Origin of the sequence: Sphingobium xanthum (genome assembly GCF_019737615.1) — a bacterium.
GTDB lineage: Bacteria > Pseudomonadota > Alphaproteobacteria > Sphingomonadales > Sphingomonadaceae > Sphingobium > Sphingobium xanthum.
Map to the genome: position 1 here is coordinate 163,964 of NZ_JAHKKS010000003.1, position 15,522 is coordinate 179,485.

At 66.6% G+C, this 15,522-nt stretch carries 13 protein-coding genes; 6 read left to right on the forward strand and 7 right to left on the reverse strand.

Going from position 1 to position 15,522, the window contains the following annotated elements; all coding sequences use genetic code 11:
• Window positions 1–30: 30 nt before the first annotated feature.
• From otsB to KM135_RS06690, 3 genes are read left to right on the forward strand one after another with little or no spacing between them, the layout of a single operon-like run.
• Entirely contained in the window at window positions 31–726 is a 696-nt protein-coding gene (otsB, locus tag KM135_RS06680; RefSeq protein WP_246605801.1) for a trehalose-phosphatase, read from the forward strand.
• On the forward strand, window positions 723–2,519 hold the full coding sequence (locus KM135_RS06685; protein WP_221713213.1) for a glycoside hydrolase family 15 protein: 1,797 nt from the start codon (window positions 723–725) through the stop codon (window positions 2,517–2,519). Before otsB ends, KM135_RS06685 begins: the two co-directional genes overlap by 4 nt.
• Window positions 2,516–3,988, forward strand: coding sequence for an alpha,alpha-trehalose-phosphate synthase (UDP-forming) (locus KM135_RS06690; RefSeq protein ID WP_221713214.1), 1,473 nt, complete (start codon window positions 2,516–2,518; stop codon window positions 3,986–3,988). The genes KM135_RS06685 and KM135_RS06690 overlap by 4 nt, the downstream gene beginning before the upstream one ends.
• A gap of 83 nt (window positions 3,989–4,071) precedes the next feature.
• On the opposite strand, the gene KM135_RS06695 is transcribed toward KM135_RS06690, so the two are convergent.
• The 3 genes from KM135_RS06695 to KM135_RS06705 are packed head-to-tail and all read right to left on the reverse strand — an operon-like array spanning window position 4,072 to window position 7,363.
• Window positions 4,072–4,491: a DUF1810 domain-containing protein gene (locus KM135_RS06695; RefSeq protein WP_221713215.1), complete on the reverse strand. Its 420-nt coding sequence runs from the start codon at window positions 4,489–4,491 to the stop codon at window positions 4,072–4,074.
• Window positions 4,488–5,744: an MFS transporter gene (locus tag KM135_RS06700; protein WP_221713216.1), complete on the reverse strand. Its 1,257-nt coding sequence runs from the start codon at window positions 5,742–5,744 to the stop codon at window positions 4,488–4,490. The genes KM135_RS06695 and KM135_RS06700 overlap by 4 nt, the downstream gene beginning before the upstream one ends.
• A complete protein-coding gene (locus KM135_RS06705) occupies window positions 5,741–7,363 on the reverse strand; it encodes a GMC family oxidoreductase (RefSeq protein WP_221713217.1) in 1,623 nt (540 codons plus the stop codon). The genes KM135_RS06700 and KM135_RS06705 overlap by 4 nt, the downstream gene beginning before the upstream one ends.
• An 85-nt stretch (window positions 7,364–7,448) precedes the next feature.
• Here KM135_RS06705 and KM135_RS06710 point away from each other — a divergent pair, with 85 nt between their 5' ends.
• The gene (locus KM135_RS06710; protein WP_221713218.1) at window positions 7,449–7,838 is read left to right on the forward strand and encodes a nuclear transport factor 2 family protein; all 390 of its coding nucleotides are present in this window, start codon (window positions 7,449–7,451) and stop codon (window positions 7,836–7,838) included.
• A 129-nt stretch (window positions 7,839–7,967) separates the two neighbouring features.
• Here the strand turns inward: KM135_RS06710 and lon are convergent, their stop codons facing one another.
• Both lon and KM135_RS06720 read right to left on the reverse strand, forming a co-directional pair.
• Complete coding sequence (gene lon, locus KM135_RS06715) at window positions 7,968–10,364, reverse strand: endopeptidase La (RefSeq protein WP_221713219.1); 2,397 nt, start codon at window positions 10,362–10,364, stop codon at window positions 7,968–7,970.
• A complete protein-coding gene (locus tag KM135_RS06720) occupies window positions 10,364–10,780 on the reverse strand; it encodes an Hsp20/alpha crystallin family protein (RefSeq protein ID WP_246605802.1) in 417 nt (138 codons plus the stop codon). Before KM135_RS06720 ends, lon begins: the two co-directional genes overlap by 1 nt.
• Window positions 10,781–10,906: 126 nt before the next feature.
• Between KM135_RS06720 and KM135_RS06725 the strand changes: the two genes are divergently transcribed.
• The gene (locus tag KM135_RS06725) at window positions 10,907–11,416 is read left to right on the forward strand and encodes a phage regulatory CII family protein (protein ID WP_221713220.1); all 510 of its coding nucleotides are present in this window, start codon (window positions 10,907–10,909) and stop codon (window positions 11,414–11,416) included.
• On the opposite strand, the gene KM135_RS06730 is transcribed toward KM135_RS06725, so the two are convergent.
• Entirely contained in the window at window positions 11,403–12,734 is a 1,332-nt protein-coding gene (locus KM135_RS06730; protein WP_221713221.1) for an AAA family ATPase, read from the reverse strand. The two genes, KM135_RS06725 and KM135_RS06730, sit on opposite strands and share 14 nt — an antisense overlap.
• Before the next feature lie 197 nt (window positions 12,735–12,931).
• Between KM135_RS06730 and KM135_RS06735 the strand changes: the two genes are divergently transcribed.
• Window positions 12,932–13,639, forward strand: a complete 708-nt coding sequence (locus KM135_RS06735; protein WP_221713222.1) for a hypothetical protein — start codon at window positions 12,932–12,934, stop codon at window positions 13,637–13,639.
• 13 nt (window positions 13,640–13,652) lie between these two features.
• Here the strand turns inward: KM135_RS06735 and KM135_RS06740 are convergent, their stop codons facing one another.
• Window positions 13,653–15,425 carry a flavin-containing monooxygenase gene (locus tag KM135_RS06740; RefSeq protein WP_221713223.1) on the reverse strand — a complete coding sequence of 591 codons (1,773 nt, stop codon included), beginning with the start codon at window positions 15,423–15,425 and terminating at the stop codon, window positions 13,653–13,655.
• Window positions 15,426–15,522 lie beyond the last annotated feature (97 nt).

Genomic DNA, 15,522 nt, shown 5'->3' on the forward strand with positions numbered 1-15,522 from the left:
GACGCCCCCTATTTCGCCGATCCCGACACGATGAGCCTGTTCCTGGACCTGGACGGCACATTGCTGGATCTGATCGACGAGCCCGAGCAGGTGATCGCGGACGCGGCGTTGCGCGCACTGCTCGCGCGGCTGGCGAGGCGGCTCGACGGCAGGCTGGCCATCGTGAGCGGGCGCTCCATCGTGCAGATCGACGAGATTGTCGGCCCCGTCGCACATGAGGTCGCCGTTTCCGGCAGCCATGGCAGCGAGCATCGCTGGCGCGGCGTCACGGCGCAACCGGTCCGCCCGGCGGAACTTGACGAGGCTTTCGAGCGGTTCCGCGATTTCGCGGATGCCCATGCCGGCGTCCTCATCGAGGACAAGAGCTATGGCGTGGCGCTGCACTATCGGAAGGCACCGGCGCTGGAAGAGGACGCGCTGTCTCTGGCGCGTGCACTGGCCGAAACGCTCAACCTCCATCTCCAGCCCGGCAAGATGATGACCGAGCTGCGTCTGCCCGGCGGCGACAAGGGCAAGGCGGTGCGCACGCTGATGGCTCGGCCGCCGATGGCGGGCACGCTCCCCGTCTTCGTCGGCGACGACGAGACGGACGAAGCAGCGTTTATCGCGGCACGCGAGCTTGGCGGCGCGGGCATATTGGTCGGTGAGCGGGAGGCCACGGCTGCGCTCTACGGCCTCGCCGATCCCACCGCCGTGCGCGCGTGGCTCGACAGCCTCGCCGCATGACCGCCACGCTCGATCTCTGGCCGATCGGTAATTGCCAGGTCTCCGCGCTCGTGGACCGCAATGGGCGCTTCGTCTGGGGCTGCGTGCCTCGCGTGGACGGCGACCCCGCCTTTTCGTCTCTGCTGGACCCCGCCCCGCGCGCTGCGGCCGGAGCGCGCGGCTTCTGGGAGATCGACCTGGAAGACTGCGTCGATACGACCCAGCATTATATGCGCAACACGCCGGTGCTGGTGACGCGGCATCGCGACCGGGCCGGCAATGCCGTCGAGATCATCGATTTCTGCCCGCGCTTCTATCGCCATGGCCGGATGTTCCGCCCGGTCGCCTTCGCGCGCATCGTGCGGCCGGTGGAAGGGAGCCCGCGCATCCGCGTCCGCCTGCGCCCTTCGCGCGACTGGGGATCGCGCGATCCGGATCACACACGCGGCACCAACCACATCCGCTATCTGCTCGGCACGATGACCCTGCGCCTCACGACGACTGCGCCGATCGGCTGGATCGAGGATGAGCGGCTGTTCCGCGTCGAGCGGCCGCTGCATTTCTTTCTGGGGCCCGACGAGAGCTTTTCCGACGATCTCGCTCCGGCGCTCGATCAGATGCTCGACCGCACGATACGCGAATGGCAGCACTGGGTGCGCGGCCTCGCCATCCCCGTCGAGTGGCAGGAAGCCGTGATCCGGGCCGCCATCACACTCAAGCTCTGCCAGCATGAGGAAACCGGTGCGATCGTCGCCGCGCTCACGACATCCATTCCGGAGCATGCCGACAGCGGGCGCAACTGGGACTATCGCTACTGCTGGATCCGCGACGCCTATTACACGGTGCAGGCGCTGAACCGCCTCGGCGCGCTCGACGTGCTGGAAAGCTATCTGGAGTATCTGCGCAACATCGTCGACAATGCCAAGGGCGGTCACATCCAGCCGCTCTATGGCGTCGGCGGCGAGGCGATGCTGACCGAATGGATGGCGGAAGGCCTCGGCGGCTATCGCGGCATGGGACCGGTGCGTGTCGGCAACCAGGCCGCCGAGCAGATCCAGCACGACGCCTATGGCCAGATCGTCCTCTCCAACACGCAAAGTTTCTTCGATCAGCGCCTGTTCCGGATGAGCGGCATCGACGATTTCGAAGCGCTCGAAGCAGTCGGCGAGCGCGCCTGGGCCGTGCATGACGTCGCCGATGCGGGCCTCTGGGAATTGCGCACCCGCAGCCATGTCCACACCTACTCGGCCGCGATGTGCTGGGCGGCCTGCGACCGGCTCGCCAATGCCGCAGCCTCGCTCGGCCTCAACAAGCGCGCTGCCTTCTGGCAGGCACGGGCCGACACGATCCGCACGACGATCGAGACGTCGGCCTGGCGTGAGGAGACCAGGCGCATGTCCGCGACCTTCGGCGGGGACGATCTCGATGCCAGCATCATCCAGCTGCTGGACTTGCGCTTCCTCTCGCCGGAAGACCCTCGCTTCTGCAGCACGCTGGACGCCGTCGAGGAGGGCCTGCGTCGGGGCAGTCATATGCTGCGCTACGCGACGGAGGACGATTTCGGCCTGCCCAGCACGGCCTTCAACGTCTGTACTTTCTGGCTGATTGAGGCGCTGCACGCGACGCGCCGATTTGCCGAGGCGCGAGTGCTGTTCGAGGAAATGCTGCACCGCCGAACGTCGGCTGGTCTGCTTTCCGAGGATATTGATCCGGTTACCGGGGAGCTGTGGGGCAACTATCCCCAGACCTACTCGTTGGTAGGATTGATCAACTGCGCAGTCCTGCTCAGCAAACCCTGGAGCGCCATCAGATGAGCCGCCTAATCATCGTGTCCAATCGTGTCAGTCCGCCCGTCGGGGAAGGACAGGCAAACCAGGGCGGATTGGCGGTCGCGCTCTCTTCGGCCCTTCGCGAGACAAACGGCATCTGGTTCGGCTGGTCGGGCAACGAGATCGAGCAGTTCACCGGCCAGATCAACATGGCGCGCGCGGGCGGGGTGACGAGCGCGACCATCGACCTCGAGCCGCAGGATATCGACGAATATTATAACGGCTTCGCCAACCGGACGCTCTGGCCGCTGTTCCACGACCGGACCGATCTCGCCGAGTTCGAGCGGACGTTCGCGGGCGGCTATGAGCGGGTCAACGCGCGCTTTGCCGAGACGATGCTGCCGCTCATCACGCCGGACGATCTGGTCTGGGTGCATGATTATCACCTCATTCCGCTCGGCAGCGAGCTGCGCCAGCGCGACGTCAAGAACCGCATCGGCTTCTTCCTGCACACGCCCTGGCCGGTCGCGCGCCTGCTGCTGTCGCTGCCCCATCATCGCCAGCTCGTCGAAGCCCTGTTCGACTACGACCTGCTCGGCTTCCAGTGCCAGGCCTGGCTCGACAGCTTCCTCGAATATGTCCGCGATCAGTTTCCGGAAGCGCAGATCGACGCCAAGGGCAATATCCGCGTCGGCGGGCGCGATGTCCGCGTCGTCTCCTGCCCGATCGGCATCGATGCCAAGGAGTTCATCGCCGGCGCCAACAGCGCGGAAGCGGCCAAGGCCGGGCAAGCGATGCTTAAGAGCCTCGACGGGCGCTCGCTCATCATCGGCGTCGATCGGCTCGATTACAGCAAGGGACTGGAGCAGCGTTTCCATGGCTATGAGCGCCTGCTGCTCGATCATCCGGATTATCAGGAAACTGTCTCGCTGCTCCAGATCGCGCCGCCCTCGCGCGCCGACGTCGTCAGCTATCAGGACATCCGCAAGCAGCTCGACGCGCTGTCCGGCCACATCAACGGCGAGTTTGCGACAGTGCATTGGGTGCCGCTGCGCTATGTCAATCGCGGCTATGACCGGACATCGCTCGCCGGCATGTTCCGCATCGCGCGCGTCGGCCTGGTGACGCCGCTGCGCGACGGCATGAACCTCGTCGCCAAGGAATATGTGGCGGCACAGGATCCCGAGGATCCCGGCGTGCTGATCCTCTCCAAGTTCGCGGGTGCGGCCGAGCAGATGCAGAGCGCGCTGCTGGTCAATCCGTTCAGCCCGGAGGAACTCTCCGACGCTCTGGCACAAGCGCTCAGCATGCCACTGGAGGAACGCAAGGCGCGCTGGCAGCCGCTGCGCGAATCGGTCGAGCGCGAGGACGTGCATTGCTGGCTGCGCTGCTTCCTCAAGGCACTGAGCGGCAAGGGGGCGGACGTCATCTCGTTCGACGAGGCGCGCCATCAGGGCAAGAATAAGCAGGATGCAGAGCATCCCGAAGGCATCGAGGCGCGCAGCTTCGCTTGAGGTCCGGCCCGGTTCGGGAGGGCTTCGAAAAGCTCAGGACGAACGGATCACGGCGGATCGGATTCAACCCGGCTGGGGTCAGGCTACAGAAGCGCCAGAACCGCCGGATCGCGCTTCCCGTCGAACCAGCGCTCCAGCGCCGCATCGAACACCGCGCCGCCGCCAGCCTGCTCGAACAGGGTCAGGCTGGAGCGCAATTTCACCGCATCGATCGCCCCGAAGACGGCGACGGCATCGGCCACCGGCACGTCCTCCAGCGCAGCCAGGCACTCGCGCAGCCGCATGCCGAGCAACGGGTGCGCGAGATAGGCGCGTGCTTCCTCGATCGAGCGAATGCCGTAGCGTATTGCCATCGGGCTGCGGCCGAGGCCGGCATTCTGCGGGAAGATGAACCACATCCAGTGGCTTTGTTTCGCGCCTGCACGAAGCTCTGCCAGGGCGCGCTCGTAAATCCCGTCCTGCGCCTCGACGAACCGGGCGAGATAGAAGGGATCGCCGCTCACGCTGTCTCCCGCCCCTCCGGGCGATCGACAAGGCGCGCCCGCGCGAAGGCCAGAACGCACAAGGCGCAGCCCGCCACCGGCAGGAGCAAGGTGAGGAAGAAGGCCCCGGCCGAGACATTGCGCGCGATCAGCGCGGCGCCGAGCATCGGTCCCGCCATCGCGCCGATCCGCGCCACGGTGACAGCGAGGCCGATGCCCGCCGAGAGCATCGTGGTGGGATAGATGTTTGCGGCGACGGCGGGCAGCGCGATATGCGCGCCGCCGACGCCCATCCCGATGAGCAGGAGGATCGTGCCCCAGACGGCCGGGCTTGGCGGCGCCAGCGTGAGGCCGATCAAGCCCAGGGCGACGACGGCATAGCCGGCGAACAGGGCGCCGCTGGTCCGCTGCCGGTCGATCTGCGTCGCGAGCAGCAGGCCGCCGAACAGCCCGCCCAGCTGCACGATCGCGGCGACCATCGAGGCCGCGATGAAGGTGAAACCGCTCTTTTGCAGCACGGTCGGCAGCCAGCTCGTCAGCATATACATGCTGAGCGCATTGAAGCAGAACAGGCCCGAGAAGATGGCCGTGCGCAGCGCATAGCCCCGGCCCAGCGGCGCCAGCACGGGGATGTCGGTCCAGCGCCAGCCGGCCTTCTGTTCCGTTTTCACTGCCTTGGGCGCAGCGGGAAGCGTGCGCAGCGCCAACGCGACGGCCAGCGTCAGCGCGAGCATCAGCAGGCCGGGAATGACGAACACCGCCTGCCAGCCCTGCGCGACCATGATGAGTGCGCCGATCCCGCCGGCGGACGCCGCACCGATCGGAATGCCGCAGGAGACGAGCGCGATCACGCTGGCGCGGCGACGGGCGGGCACGATCTCGGTGAGCACCGCCAGCACGTTGGGCAGGCAGGCCCCCAGCGCCGTGCCGGTCAGCAGCCGCCACCAGAACAGGGCGCTCACGCTGCCGGCCGATGCCGTGCCGAGCGTCGCGGCCGTGATGATCGCCAGCGAGCCGACCACGGTCAGCCGCCGTCCGAGCTTGTCGCCGAGCGGCGCGAAGAAGAAGGCGCCGACGCCGAGGCCGATCACGACCGCCGACAAGGCCGGGCCGAAGCTTGCGGGATCGACCTGCCAGCGCTCGGCCAGATGCACGACGATGATCGGCATCGCGCCGATATCATAGCCATCGACGATCATGATCGCGAAGCAGAGGATGCCGATCAGCAGCGCCTGCCCCTTGCTGACCGGCGAGATCGCCCCGGTTTCGCTCATGCCGCCTGCGCCGCCAGAACCCGCTTTCCCAGGATCAGGTCCGCCGCCTTCTCCGCCATCATGATCACCGGCGCATTGGTGTTGCCCCGGATGATCAGCGGCATGGACGAGGCATCGACCACGCGCAGCCCCTCGATCCCGCGCACGCGCAGCTCGGCATCGAGCACGGCATCGGCGCCGTTGCCCATGGCGCATGTCCCGACCGGGTGCCCCCCGCTCATCACCGTCGCGCGAAGCCAGCCGTCGATCGCCTCGTCGCTCTGCGCCGCGGGACCCGGAGCAAGCTCGGCACCGGCCAGCATCCGGGCCGGCAGCGTGTCGAAGAAGCGGCGCATGAAGCGGATCGAACTGCGCAGGCGCAGCCGGTCGCCCTCCGCCGCCATGAAGTTGAGCAGCACCTTGGGCAAAGCCGCCGGATCGCGCGCGCCGAGCGTGATCGCGCCCCGGCTCTCGGGATTGAGGAGCAGCGCGCCGACCGAATATTGATGCCCGGCGCCCTTGCGCCAGCCGGGGAACCAGGGCCGCGCCTCATAGCTCGAATGGACGATCTGGAATTGCAGGTCCGGCCGCTCCTGCTCCGGCCCCGAGCGCAGGAAGCCCTGCACGGACATCGGACTCTGCGCCATGGTGCCGGTGCCGAACAGCTGCCAGCGCACCGCGTTCCACGCCAGGCGATCGAGCCGCAGCTTGTCATCGAACGCGATCGGGCCGGACGCGCTCCAGAAACTGAGCGCGATGGGATGATCCTGCAAATTCTGACCGACCCCCGGGGAATCCAGCGCGACGTCGATGCCCATATCGCGCAGGTGCGCGGCCGGGCCGATGCCCGAGAGCATGAGGATCTGCGGAGAATTGATCGCGCCACCGCAGACGATCACCTCGCGCCGGGCGCGCAGCTGATGCAGGGCGTTGCCGCGCCGAAACTCGACGCCGACGGCCCGGCCATTCTCGATGAGGATGCGCGTCGCGAGCGCCCCGGTCTCGACGCGGAGATTGGACCGCTTCTTCACCGGATCGATGAAGGCGCGCACGGTGCTGTGCCGGCGTCCCTTGCGGATCGTGCAGTCCGGCATGCCGAAGCCCTCCGGCTCGGGCACGTTGAAATCCGGCTCCGGCTTGTGTCCGAGCTGCTGAGCCGTTTCCAGAAAGGCCGGGAAGAGGGTCGGATCCGGCTCCATCGCCGTCACATGCATCTCGCCCGATCCGCCATGGATCGCGCTTTCGCCGCGCCAGTGCGTCTCCGATCGCTTGAAATAGGGCAGCACCTCGTCATAGCCCCAGCCCGGCAGGCCCATGTCGCGCCAGCCGTCATAATCGGCGCGGTGGCCGCGCACATACATGGTGCCGTTGATCGAGGAGCAGCCGCCGAGCAGCCTGCCGCGCGGGATCGGCTCGGAGCGGCCGTCGCGGTGCGGGTCAGGCTCGCTCTGATTGCCCCAGATGAAGCGGTCCATCGTCGAGGCCTGCATCCAGGTGAGCGGCATGTCGATCATCGGGTGCCGGCATTCGCCGCCGGCCTCCAGCAACACGACCTGCGCGCCGGCATCGGCACTCAGGCGATTGGCGAGCACGCAACCGGCGCTGCCCGCGCCCACGATGATGAAATCCGCTTCGTTCATTCTGTTTGCAACCCTCTCCCGGCCTTGCACGGCCCTCCAATAGCTGGTCTGAAGGAGCGCATCGCCAAGCGCAAGAGGAGAGGACATGCGTTACACCGCGGAGGAGGAAGTCAATCTCGCATTGGTGCGCGGCCTGTTCGACGAGGTGCTGAACCCGATGGACTCAAGCGCGGTCGATCGCTTCATCGCGCCCGGCTATATCCAGCATAACCCGACAGTCGAGGACGGACGCGAGCCGCTGAAGGCGTTCCTGGATTTCATCAAGGACGCCAGTCCGGATGCCGTGCATGACGTGAAGCGCATGTTCGCCGACGCGGACCATGTCATCGTCCACTATCATGTCCGCCGCTGGCCGGGCGATGCAGGCTTCGCGGTGATGGACATCTTCCGGATCGAGGACGGCCTCATCGCCGAGCATTGGGACGTGTCGCAGGACGTGGTGACGGACGGGCCGAATGTGAACGGGATGTTTTAATCACTTTAGCCCCTCCTCTTCAGAGGAGGGGTTGGGGTGGTGCTGGACCTATCGACCGAGGGCAGCGCTGGCGCGAAAGGGCGTCCCCCTCTCCCCAGCCCTCCCCTGAAGGGGAGGGGCGAAGGTTCGTCAGCTCTGGTGATGCTCCCCTTCCGGGATCGGCTCCGGGTCCAGCCCGGCCTCCAGCGCATCCTCGACCTTCTCAAGCCAGATGAACTCCAGCTTCTCGCGCGTGCTGGCGGGGATGTCGTCATAGTCGCGCTTGTTGCGCGCCGGGAGCATGACGCGCTTGATGCCCGCTCCGGCCGCCGCGACGACCTTCTCCTTGATGCCGCCGACCGGCAGCACGAGGCCGCGCAGCGAAATCTCGCCGGTCATGGACGTGTCGCTGCGGACGGTGCGACCGAGGAACAGCGACGAGAGCGCCATGAACATCGCGACGCCCGCGCTCGGCCCGTCCTTGGGGGTGGCGCCGGCGGGAACATGGACATGAACGTCATGCTTCTCGAACGCCTCGGCATCGATGCCCATCGTCTCGGCGCGGCTGCGCAGCAGGCTCCATGCGGCCTGGGCGCTTTCGCGCATGACGTCGCCCAGTTGGCCGGTCAGCGTCATCCGCCCGCCGCCCGGCATCCTGGTCGCCTCGATGAACAGGATATCGCCACCGACCGGCGTCCAGGCCATGCCGGTCGCGACGCCGGGCACGCTGGTGCGCTGCGCCACCTCGTCCTCGAAGATGCGACCGCCCAGCGTCTCCTGAAGATCCGCCTCGGTGATCGCGACATGCGTCTTCGATCCTTCCGCGATCTGCACGGCGGCATGGCGAATGGTCTTCCCGATCTCGCGCTCCAAGTTCCGGACGCCCGCCTCGCGCGTATAATATTCGATGATCGCGGCCAGCGCCGCATCGTCGATCTCGACTTGCTCCGCGCTCACGCCATTGGCTTCCAGCTGGCGCTTCACGAGATATTTGCGCGCGATGTTGAGCTTCTCCTCCTCGGTGTAGCCCGCCAGCGTGATGATCTCCATGCGGTCGCGCAGCGGCCCCGGGATCGTGTCCAGCATGTTGGCCGTGGCGATGAAGACCACGCGCGAGAGATCGAACGGCACGCCGAGATAATTGTCCCGGAACGTCCCGTTCTGCTCAGGATCGAGCACTTCGAGCATCGCGGCCGAGGGATCGCCCTGTATGCCGCGGCCCATCTTGTCGATCTCGTCCAGCATCATCACGCAGTCGCGCGTGCCCGCCTTGCGGATCGCCTGGATGATATTGCCCGGCATCGCGCCGATATACGTCCGCCGATGGCCGCGTATCTCGGCCTCGTCATGCACGCCGCCGAGGCTGACGCGCGTGAACGGCCGGCCCATGGCACGGGCGATCGACTGGCCGAGCGAGGTCTTGCCGACGCCCGGAGGTCCGGCGAAGCACAGGATCGGCGCCTTGCCCTCGGGCGCGAGCTTGCGCACGGCGAGATATTCGATGATCCGCCGCTTGATCTTGTCGAGGCCGTAATGATCCTCTTCGAGGATCTCGCGCGCCCGCTTGATGTCGATTTCCGTCTCTGCCTCGGGCAGCGCCCAGGGCAATTCGGTCAGCCAGTCGAGATAGGTGCGGATGATGCCATGCTCGGCCGCGCCCTCGGGCATGCGCTCCAGACGGCGCAGTTCCTTGGTCGCTTCCTTCTCGACCTCGGGCGGCATCGCGGCCTTGGCGATCTTCTCGGTCAGCTCGGCGATCTCGGCGGACTTGCCGTCATCCTCGCCAAGCTGGCGCTGGATCGCCGCCATCTGCTCGCGCAGAATATGCTCGCGCTGGCGCTCGCTCAGCGTCTCCTGCACATCCTTGCCGATCTCGGCCGAGAGGCGCAGCACCTGCAGGCGCTGCTCCAGATGGCGCGAAATCTTCTCCAGCCGCACATCGAGCGCGAGCGTCTCGAGCAATTCCTGCTTCTGGGCGGGATCGATGTCGATATAGGCGGCGACCGTATCGGCGAGCGTCGAGGCGGTCGGGATGTTCTGGATCGCCTCGGACAGGCCCTGCGGCGCCTGCGGCAGAAGGGCGACGGTTTCCAGCGCCTGTTTGCGCAGGTTGATCATCCGCGCCTCGATCTCCGGCGTCTTTGGATCGACTTCCGCCACCTGCTCGATGCGGGCCACGAGGAACGGCCAGCCGTCCAGAAACTCGACGACGCGAAAGCGGCTCTCGCCCTGCACGATCAGATGATGCGCCTCGTCCGCCGTCACATAGCGCAGCACATTGGCCAGCGTGCCCATGCGGTGCATGTCGTTGCCGGTCGGCGTGTCGATGCCCGCGTCGCGCTGGGTCAGCACGCCGATCGGGCGGCTCCCCTGCACCGCCGCCTGTGCCGCCGCGACCGAGATGGGCCGATTGATCGAGAGCGGCATCACGACATCGGGGAACAGCACGAAATTGCGGACGGGCACGACGATGATCGCGTCCTCCGGCAGCTCGGGAAACTGCGGGGCCTCGGCGGCGGGCTTGTCCTGATCGGTGATCGTCGCCATCAGCGCTGCCCTCCATTCGCCTTGTGAAGCGTGACCAGCAGGCAGCCATGCTGGCTCGACCGGCGCACATTGTCATATTGGCCGCGCGGCAGCGGCAGGCGACGCTCGAAGCGGCCCTGCGGCAATTCCATGCGGTGGATGCGCGCGGTGCGCAGCTCCGGCGGCAGGACGCGATGGCCCTGCACGACCAGCACGCCTTCCTCGATGAACGCATCGGTCTGGTCGAGATCGACGCCCGGTAAGGCGACCAGCACGAGCAGCTCGGTCGCGGTCTCGATCATGTCGCAGGGCGGCTCCCAATTGGGCACGCCGCCGGCCGGGCGCGAGGGCGCGAAGCTCTGCTGGTGAATGCGCTGCATGCGATCGATCAGGTCTACCGCATCCGCCCACATCCAGTGCTTTGATCGACCGTTCATATGCGCGTCCTCTCCGGGCACGCACGGGAGTGCGAAGCCGACGGATCCTATAAGGAAGTTGCGCGGAGGATTTTCAAGGCATTATGCATCGACCCCCGATGCGGCGCGCGCTAGGCTGGCCAAACCATGGCAGACAAGACACCCCAGCCCCATCTCGACGAGCGCGACTTCTTCAAGTTTCTCGCCCGGCTGTTTGAGGACTATGAGCATGGCGAGCGCGTCCGCATCGCCGAGCGGATCGGCTGGGGCTATCATCTCCTCTATCGCCGTGTCGAGGGCGAGACGATGTGGAAGCCGGACGAGCTGCGCCGCTTCATCGGCGCCTGTCCGGACGGCCGGGTCGCGCAATGGTTCCTCGAGGAAAGCCCCTACATCGCGGTCGAGCGACCTTCCGTGACCGCCGCTTCGGGCAATATGGTCAAGGCCGTCACCGACGCGATGCACCAGACGATCGACATGTGGGAACAACTGGTCGAATGCAGCGACTTCCAGACGCTGACAAAGGCCGAACGCGCTGAGATGCTCGACGAAGTTCGGGAAGCGGAACAGGCGGTTGCCCGCGTCCGCACCCTGCTGCTCGATCCGCCTACCCAGCCACCGCAGTCTCCGATGCGCGACGGTTTCAGTTCGGCATGACGCTTTCCATGCCGAGCTGCTGGCCAAGCGCCACTTCATAGGCGCGCCGCAGCCGCCGGATCGAGCGGGTCCGCGCGAAGCCGTCGGCCAGCGCCTGCGCCACCTTGTCGTCGAGCTGCGGCAGCAGTGGCGGGTCCATGCCGTAATCGCCCGCCACATCGCGCGCGATCGCACGCATGATCTGCGGATAATGGTCCGCCTCCGGCAGGTCGATCGCCACACAGCGCGTGCGGCTGCGCAGCGTCTCGTCGACGCGGGAAATGTCATTGGCGCAGAGCAGCCAGCTCACATGGCGCAAGTCCAACGCACCGCCAAGGCAATCGTCGTTCCACATGCGGGCCGTCACCGGCTCGATCATGGTCAGCAGCGCGTCGATCACCCGCCCGTTGCGGCGTTCTTCGCTCGTCTTGTCGATCTCGTCGATCATCAGGACGGGATTGGCGCATCTCAGCTTCAGGAACATATGCGCCGGCCAGCTGGGCGATGCCGTGGCATAGCCGCTCGACGTGCCGAGCAAGGCGCGATTGTCGCTGGCGCCGGCCACCGAGAGGAAGCCGTGACCCACGCCTGCCAGCTCGGCAAGGCGCGCAATGAAGCGACTTTTGCCGATACCCGGCGGTCCGTGGATCAGCATCGGCCGCACCCACACCCAATCGCGCGCCGACGCCGCACTGAGGCGCCACTCGGCCTCGATCGCGTCGATCAGCGGATCAAACCACGGGAACTCTTCCCGCAGGATCGCAATGATGCGGCTGATCGGCTCATCGAAACGGCGCAACGGCAAGCCCTGGATCAGCGCGCCGAATGCCTCAATATCGGCCATTTTCTCGCTGTTGCGCGGCGAGATCTGATCGAGGACCGGCACATGGCGCTCGGCCGCCGCAATATCGCCAAGAGAAGCCGGCACCTCCTCGGTTGCCGGTTCGACGGCGGCTGGCGGTGAAGCGGCATCGGCATCCGGCGTGTTCAGGCGATCCAGAAAGAACGGGATACCGGTGTCCGCGTTCGGCGGGCAGCGCCTCTCCCACTGCGCGACGAGGCGGACGAGCCGCTGCCAGGCAGGTGTGCCGGGCATCTCGTTCCGTGCTGCCACGCTGAGCTGCTCCGCTATCACCTGTGCCGCACAGTCCCGGTCCCAGGCCGTCAGGCTGACCAGCGTCATGGCCGCGTCGTGCCGCTCCGTCGAGCCATCGCCAGCGCACGCGACAATCTCGCCGACCGCCTCGGCATCGAACGGATCGGCGTCGAGCGCCTGGCGTAGCGCCGCCAGCTCGGGCCGACCGGCAAGTGCCTTCGCGGCTGCTCTGCGCAAGCCCACGGCGCGCAACCTCGCAGGCCTTTCGGGGTCGTGCCGCCAGCTCGTGATGTCGACAGCGGAGGGGCGATCATTCTGGTCCATCCCTCCGACATATGTCGCGGGCGTCGTTCGCCAAGGATCGATCAGCGCAAAAATCGATGGATGATTTTGCAAGGTCCGACATCGCGCCGATCGGCCGGCATCGTCATATTGGGTGCATGTATCAGACTCGAGTCCCCGCGCCTGCGCCAACCCCTTCCACGCTGTTCCCCGTGCCGCTCGTGCCGGGGGCCTGGACAGTCCCCGACAATGCCGCGCAGCACTGGATCGTGGCGCAATGGAGCCGCGCGCTCGGCAAGCACGATTTCTTCCTCAAGCATGACGTAGCCGAGCTGCGCTGGCTGCCTTTGCCCTTCTATGCTGGCCACATGCTGGTAGAGGCCGCGGTGGTGGACGCGAAAGGGCGCATCGGCGCGGCCGACATGGTCATCGGTCCAACCGGTTGCACGCGAGTCGATGGACAAAGTGCCCAATGGCACGAGCTGAATGAAAAGCTGCGCACGCCCGTAACCGATATCGGCAAGGCAGAGGCCTATCTGCACTTCTTCTGCAGCGCGATCCACGGATCGGGAGGGCGCTTTCGGGTGATTACCGAGATCGACGACAGCTGCTTCAGGCGCGGCCTGGAGGAGCGCGAAGCCGTCGAGCAGGCCTTGCGCGCCGCCATCGTCCCGCTGCAATTCCAGCCCGGCCCCGGTTGTTTCATCGGTGAGGCGCTCATCCTCTACGAGCGCAACGCCTTCAAGGCACGCATGCGGATCCATGTGGACGGACGTGTCGACATGGAAGACGACGAGCGGATCGACATCGACGAGAAGGCGCTGGCCCGCGAGCTGTGCCAGCACGATCTGCGCTGGTTCGGCTAGGGCACATCGCGCGTTAGACCGGCTCCGCTACCTTCTCCGCCGCCGCGCGATAGACCGGCGTGTCCAGCCCTTCCATCCGCGCCTTGATCTGCAAGGCGAGGTGCAGCGAGTGGAAGCGGGACTGCATGAGATTCCCGCCCTGGAACCAGAGCCCTTCCTGCGCGGTCGGCTTCCACATGTTGCGCAGCTCGCCTTCCCACGGGCCGGGATCGCCCTCCGTGCCGGAGCCGAGGCCCCAGCAGCGGCCGACCGCGCGCTCCACCTCGGGCGAGATGAGCTTGCCGACGAACTCGTTCATGGGTCGATAGCCGGTCGCGCAGACGATGATGTCGGCCGGCAGATAGTCGCCGCTCTCCATGAGCACGCCGCCCTCGGTGATCTCGGCAATCTCGCCCTTGGCGAGCTTCACCTCGCCATTGGCGATCAGCTCCGATCCGCCGACGTCGATATAATAGCCCGAGGCCGTGCGGCGATAGGCCGCGAGGAAGCCGGTGCCGTCCTCGCCATGGCTGAGCATGAAGCCGCTCTTTTCCAGCTTGTCGTAGAAATCCGCATCGATCTCCTTGAGCAGCTCGGTGAGGCCGACATCGCCCGCATCCTGAAGGCGGAACGGCGTCGCCGCCATGACGAGATCGGCGAAATCGGTCGGGATCGCCGGATTGGCATAGGGCAGGCGCTCGGACATGCCGCGCATCGTCTCGGCCCGTACGATGATCGTCGGCGAGCGCTGGACCATGGTCACGTCGGCGTCCGCCTCCCACATGTCCGTGCAGATATCGTGCGCGCTGTTGTTGGCGCCGATCACCACCACCTTCTTGCCGGCCATGCCGCCGTCCGCCTTATGGTCGGCGCTGTGGCAAAGCGTACCCTGGAAGCGCTCCATGCCCTTGATCCGCGGCATGTTCTTGGCGCCGGAAAGACCGGTCGCGAGTACGAACTGCTTGGGTCGCAACGTGACCTCCCGTCCGTCGCGCACCAGCGTCACTACCCACTCGCCGGCCGCTTCGTCATAGCGTGCGCCGGTGCAGGTCGTGCTGCTCCAGATGTTGAGCTCCATCGCCTTGGCATAGATTTCCAGCCAGTCGCCCATCTTCGCCGCCGGCGTGTAGAGCGGCCAATGGTCCGGAAAAGGCAGATAGGGAAAGTGATCCATGAAGATCGAATCGTGGAGATGCAGCGACTTGTAGCGCACGCGCCAGCAATCGCCCGGGCGCGGCAGGCTATCCACCACCAGCGCGGGCACGCCGAGGCGCTTGAACCGGGCCGCCAATTGCAGCCCGTTCTGCCCGCCACCCACGATCAGGCAATAGGGCTGGACGCTATGGCCGAGGGTCTGCTCCTCCTCGATGCGGTGATCGGGCCAGAAAGTGCGGCCCTTGGCGGCCTTGTGCTCCAGCCCGAGTGGACGGCGCGCGCCGCCCGGCTCTTCGAAGCCGATCAGCTCGACCATCGCGGTCAGGACGATCTTCGCCTTCCCCTCTTCGAGCTGCACATGGCCGCGGCACCGCGCCGTCCCGGTCTCGAAGGTGAACCAGCCCTGTTTCTCGTCGGTCAGCTGCAATGCCGGATCGTCGAGCCTGAACGCAGTCGGCGCGATGGCGGGCATCTGCCGGCGCGCGAAGGCGGCGATGGCGTCGCGCCCCTCGATCGTCTCGATCGACCAGGTGACGGCGACCAGATCGCGCCAGTAGCAATCCTCGACGAACAGCGCCGGCCAGTCCGCGCTCTCCGGCGCTGCCAGCGCTGCCGCAAATGCCTCCAGCCACTCACCAACCGTTCGCGTCATCTCTTTCTCCTTCATTTACCGGCGCGGGGCGCCGAGGCCGTGGCAGCGAGCCGAGATGGCCCATGCTGCCGGCGCGGATCAAATAAGCTTCCGGCAT

What these genes read in the sequence shown, in the direction of transcription:
- otsB (WP_246605801.1), top strand. Translation starts at nt 31, where the DNA reads ATGAGCCTGTTCCTGGACCTGGACGGCACATTGCTGGATCTGATCGAC.
- KM135_RS06685 (WP_221713213.1), top strand. Translation starts at nt 723, where the DNA reads ATGACCGCCACGCTCGATCTCTGGCCGATCGGTAATTGCCAGGTCTCC.
- KM135_RS06690 (WP_221713214.1), top strand. Translation starts at nt 2,516, where the DNA reads ATGAGCCGCCTAATCATCGTGTCCAATCGTGTCAGTCCGCCCGTCGGG.
- KM135_RS06700 (WP_221713216.1), bottom strand. Translation starts at nt 5,744, where the DNA reads ATGAGCGAAACCGGGGCGATCTCGCCGGTCAGCAAGGGGCAGGCGCTG.
- KM135_RS06705 (WP_221713217.1), bottom strand. Translation starts at nt 7,363, where the DNA reads ATGAACGAAGCGGATTTCATCATCGTGGGCGCGGGCAGCGCCGGTTGC.
- KM135_RS06710 (WP_221713218.1), top strand. Translation starts at nt 7,449, where the DNA reads ATGCGTTACACCGCGGAGGAGGAAGTCAATCTCGCATTGGTGCGCGGC.
- lon (WP_221713219.1), bottom strand. Translation starts at nt 10,364, where the DNA reads ATGGCGACGATCACCGATCAGGACAAGCCCGCCGCCGAGGCCCCGCAG.
- KM135_RS06720 (WP_246605802.1), bottom strand. Translation starts at nt 10,780, where the DNA reads ATGAACGGTCGATCAAAGCACTGGATGTGGGCGGATGCGGTAGACCTG.
- KM135_RS06725 (WP_221713220.1), top strand. Translation starts at nt 10,907, where the DNA reads ATGGCAGACAAGACACCCCAGCCCCATCTCGACGAGCGCGACTTCTTC.
- KM135_RS06735 (WP_221713222.1), top strand. Translation starts at nt 12,932, where the DNA reads ATGTATCAGACTCGAGTCCCCGCGCCTGCGCCAACCCCTTCCACGCTG.
- KM135_RS06740 (WP_221713223.1), bottom strand. Translation starts at nt 15,425, where the DNA reads ATGACGCGAACGGTTGGTGAGTGGCTGGAGGCATTTGCGGCAGCGCTG.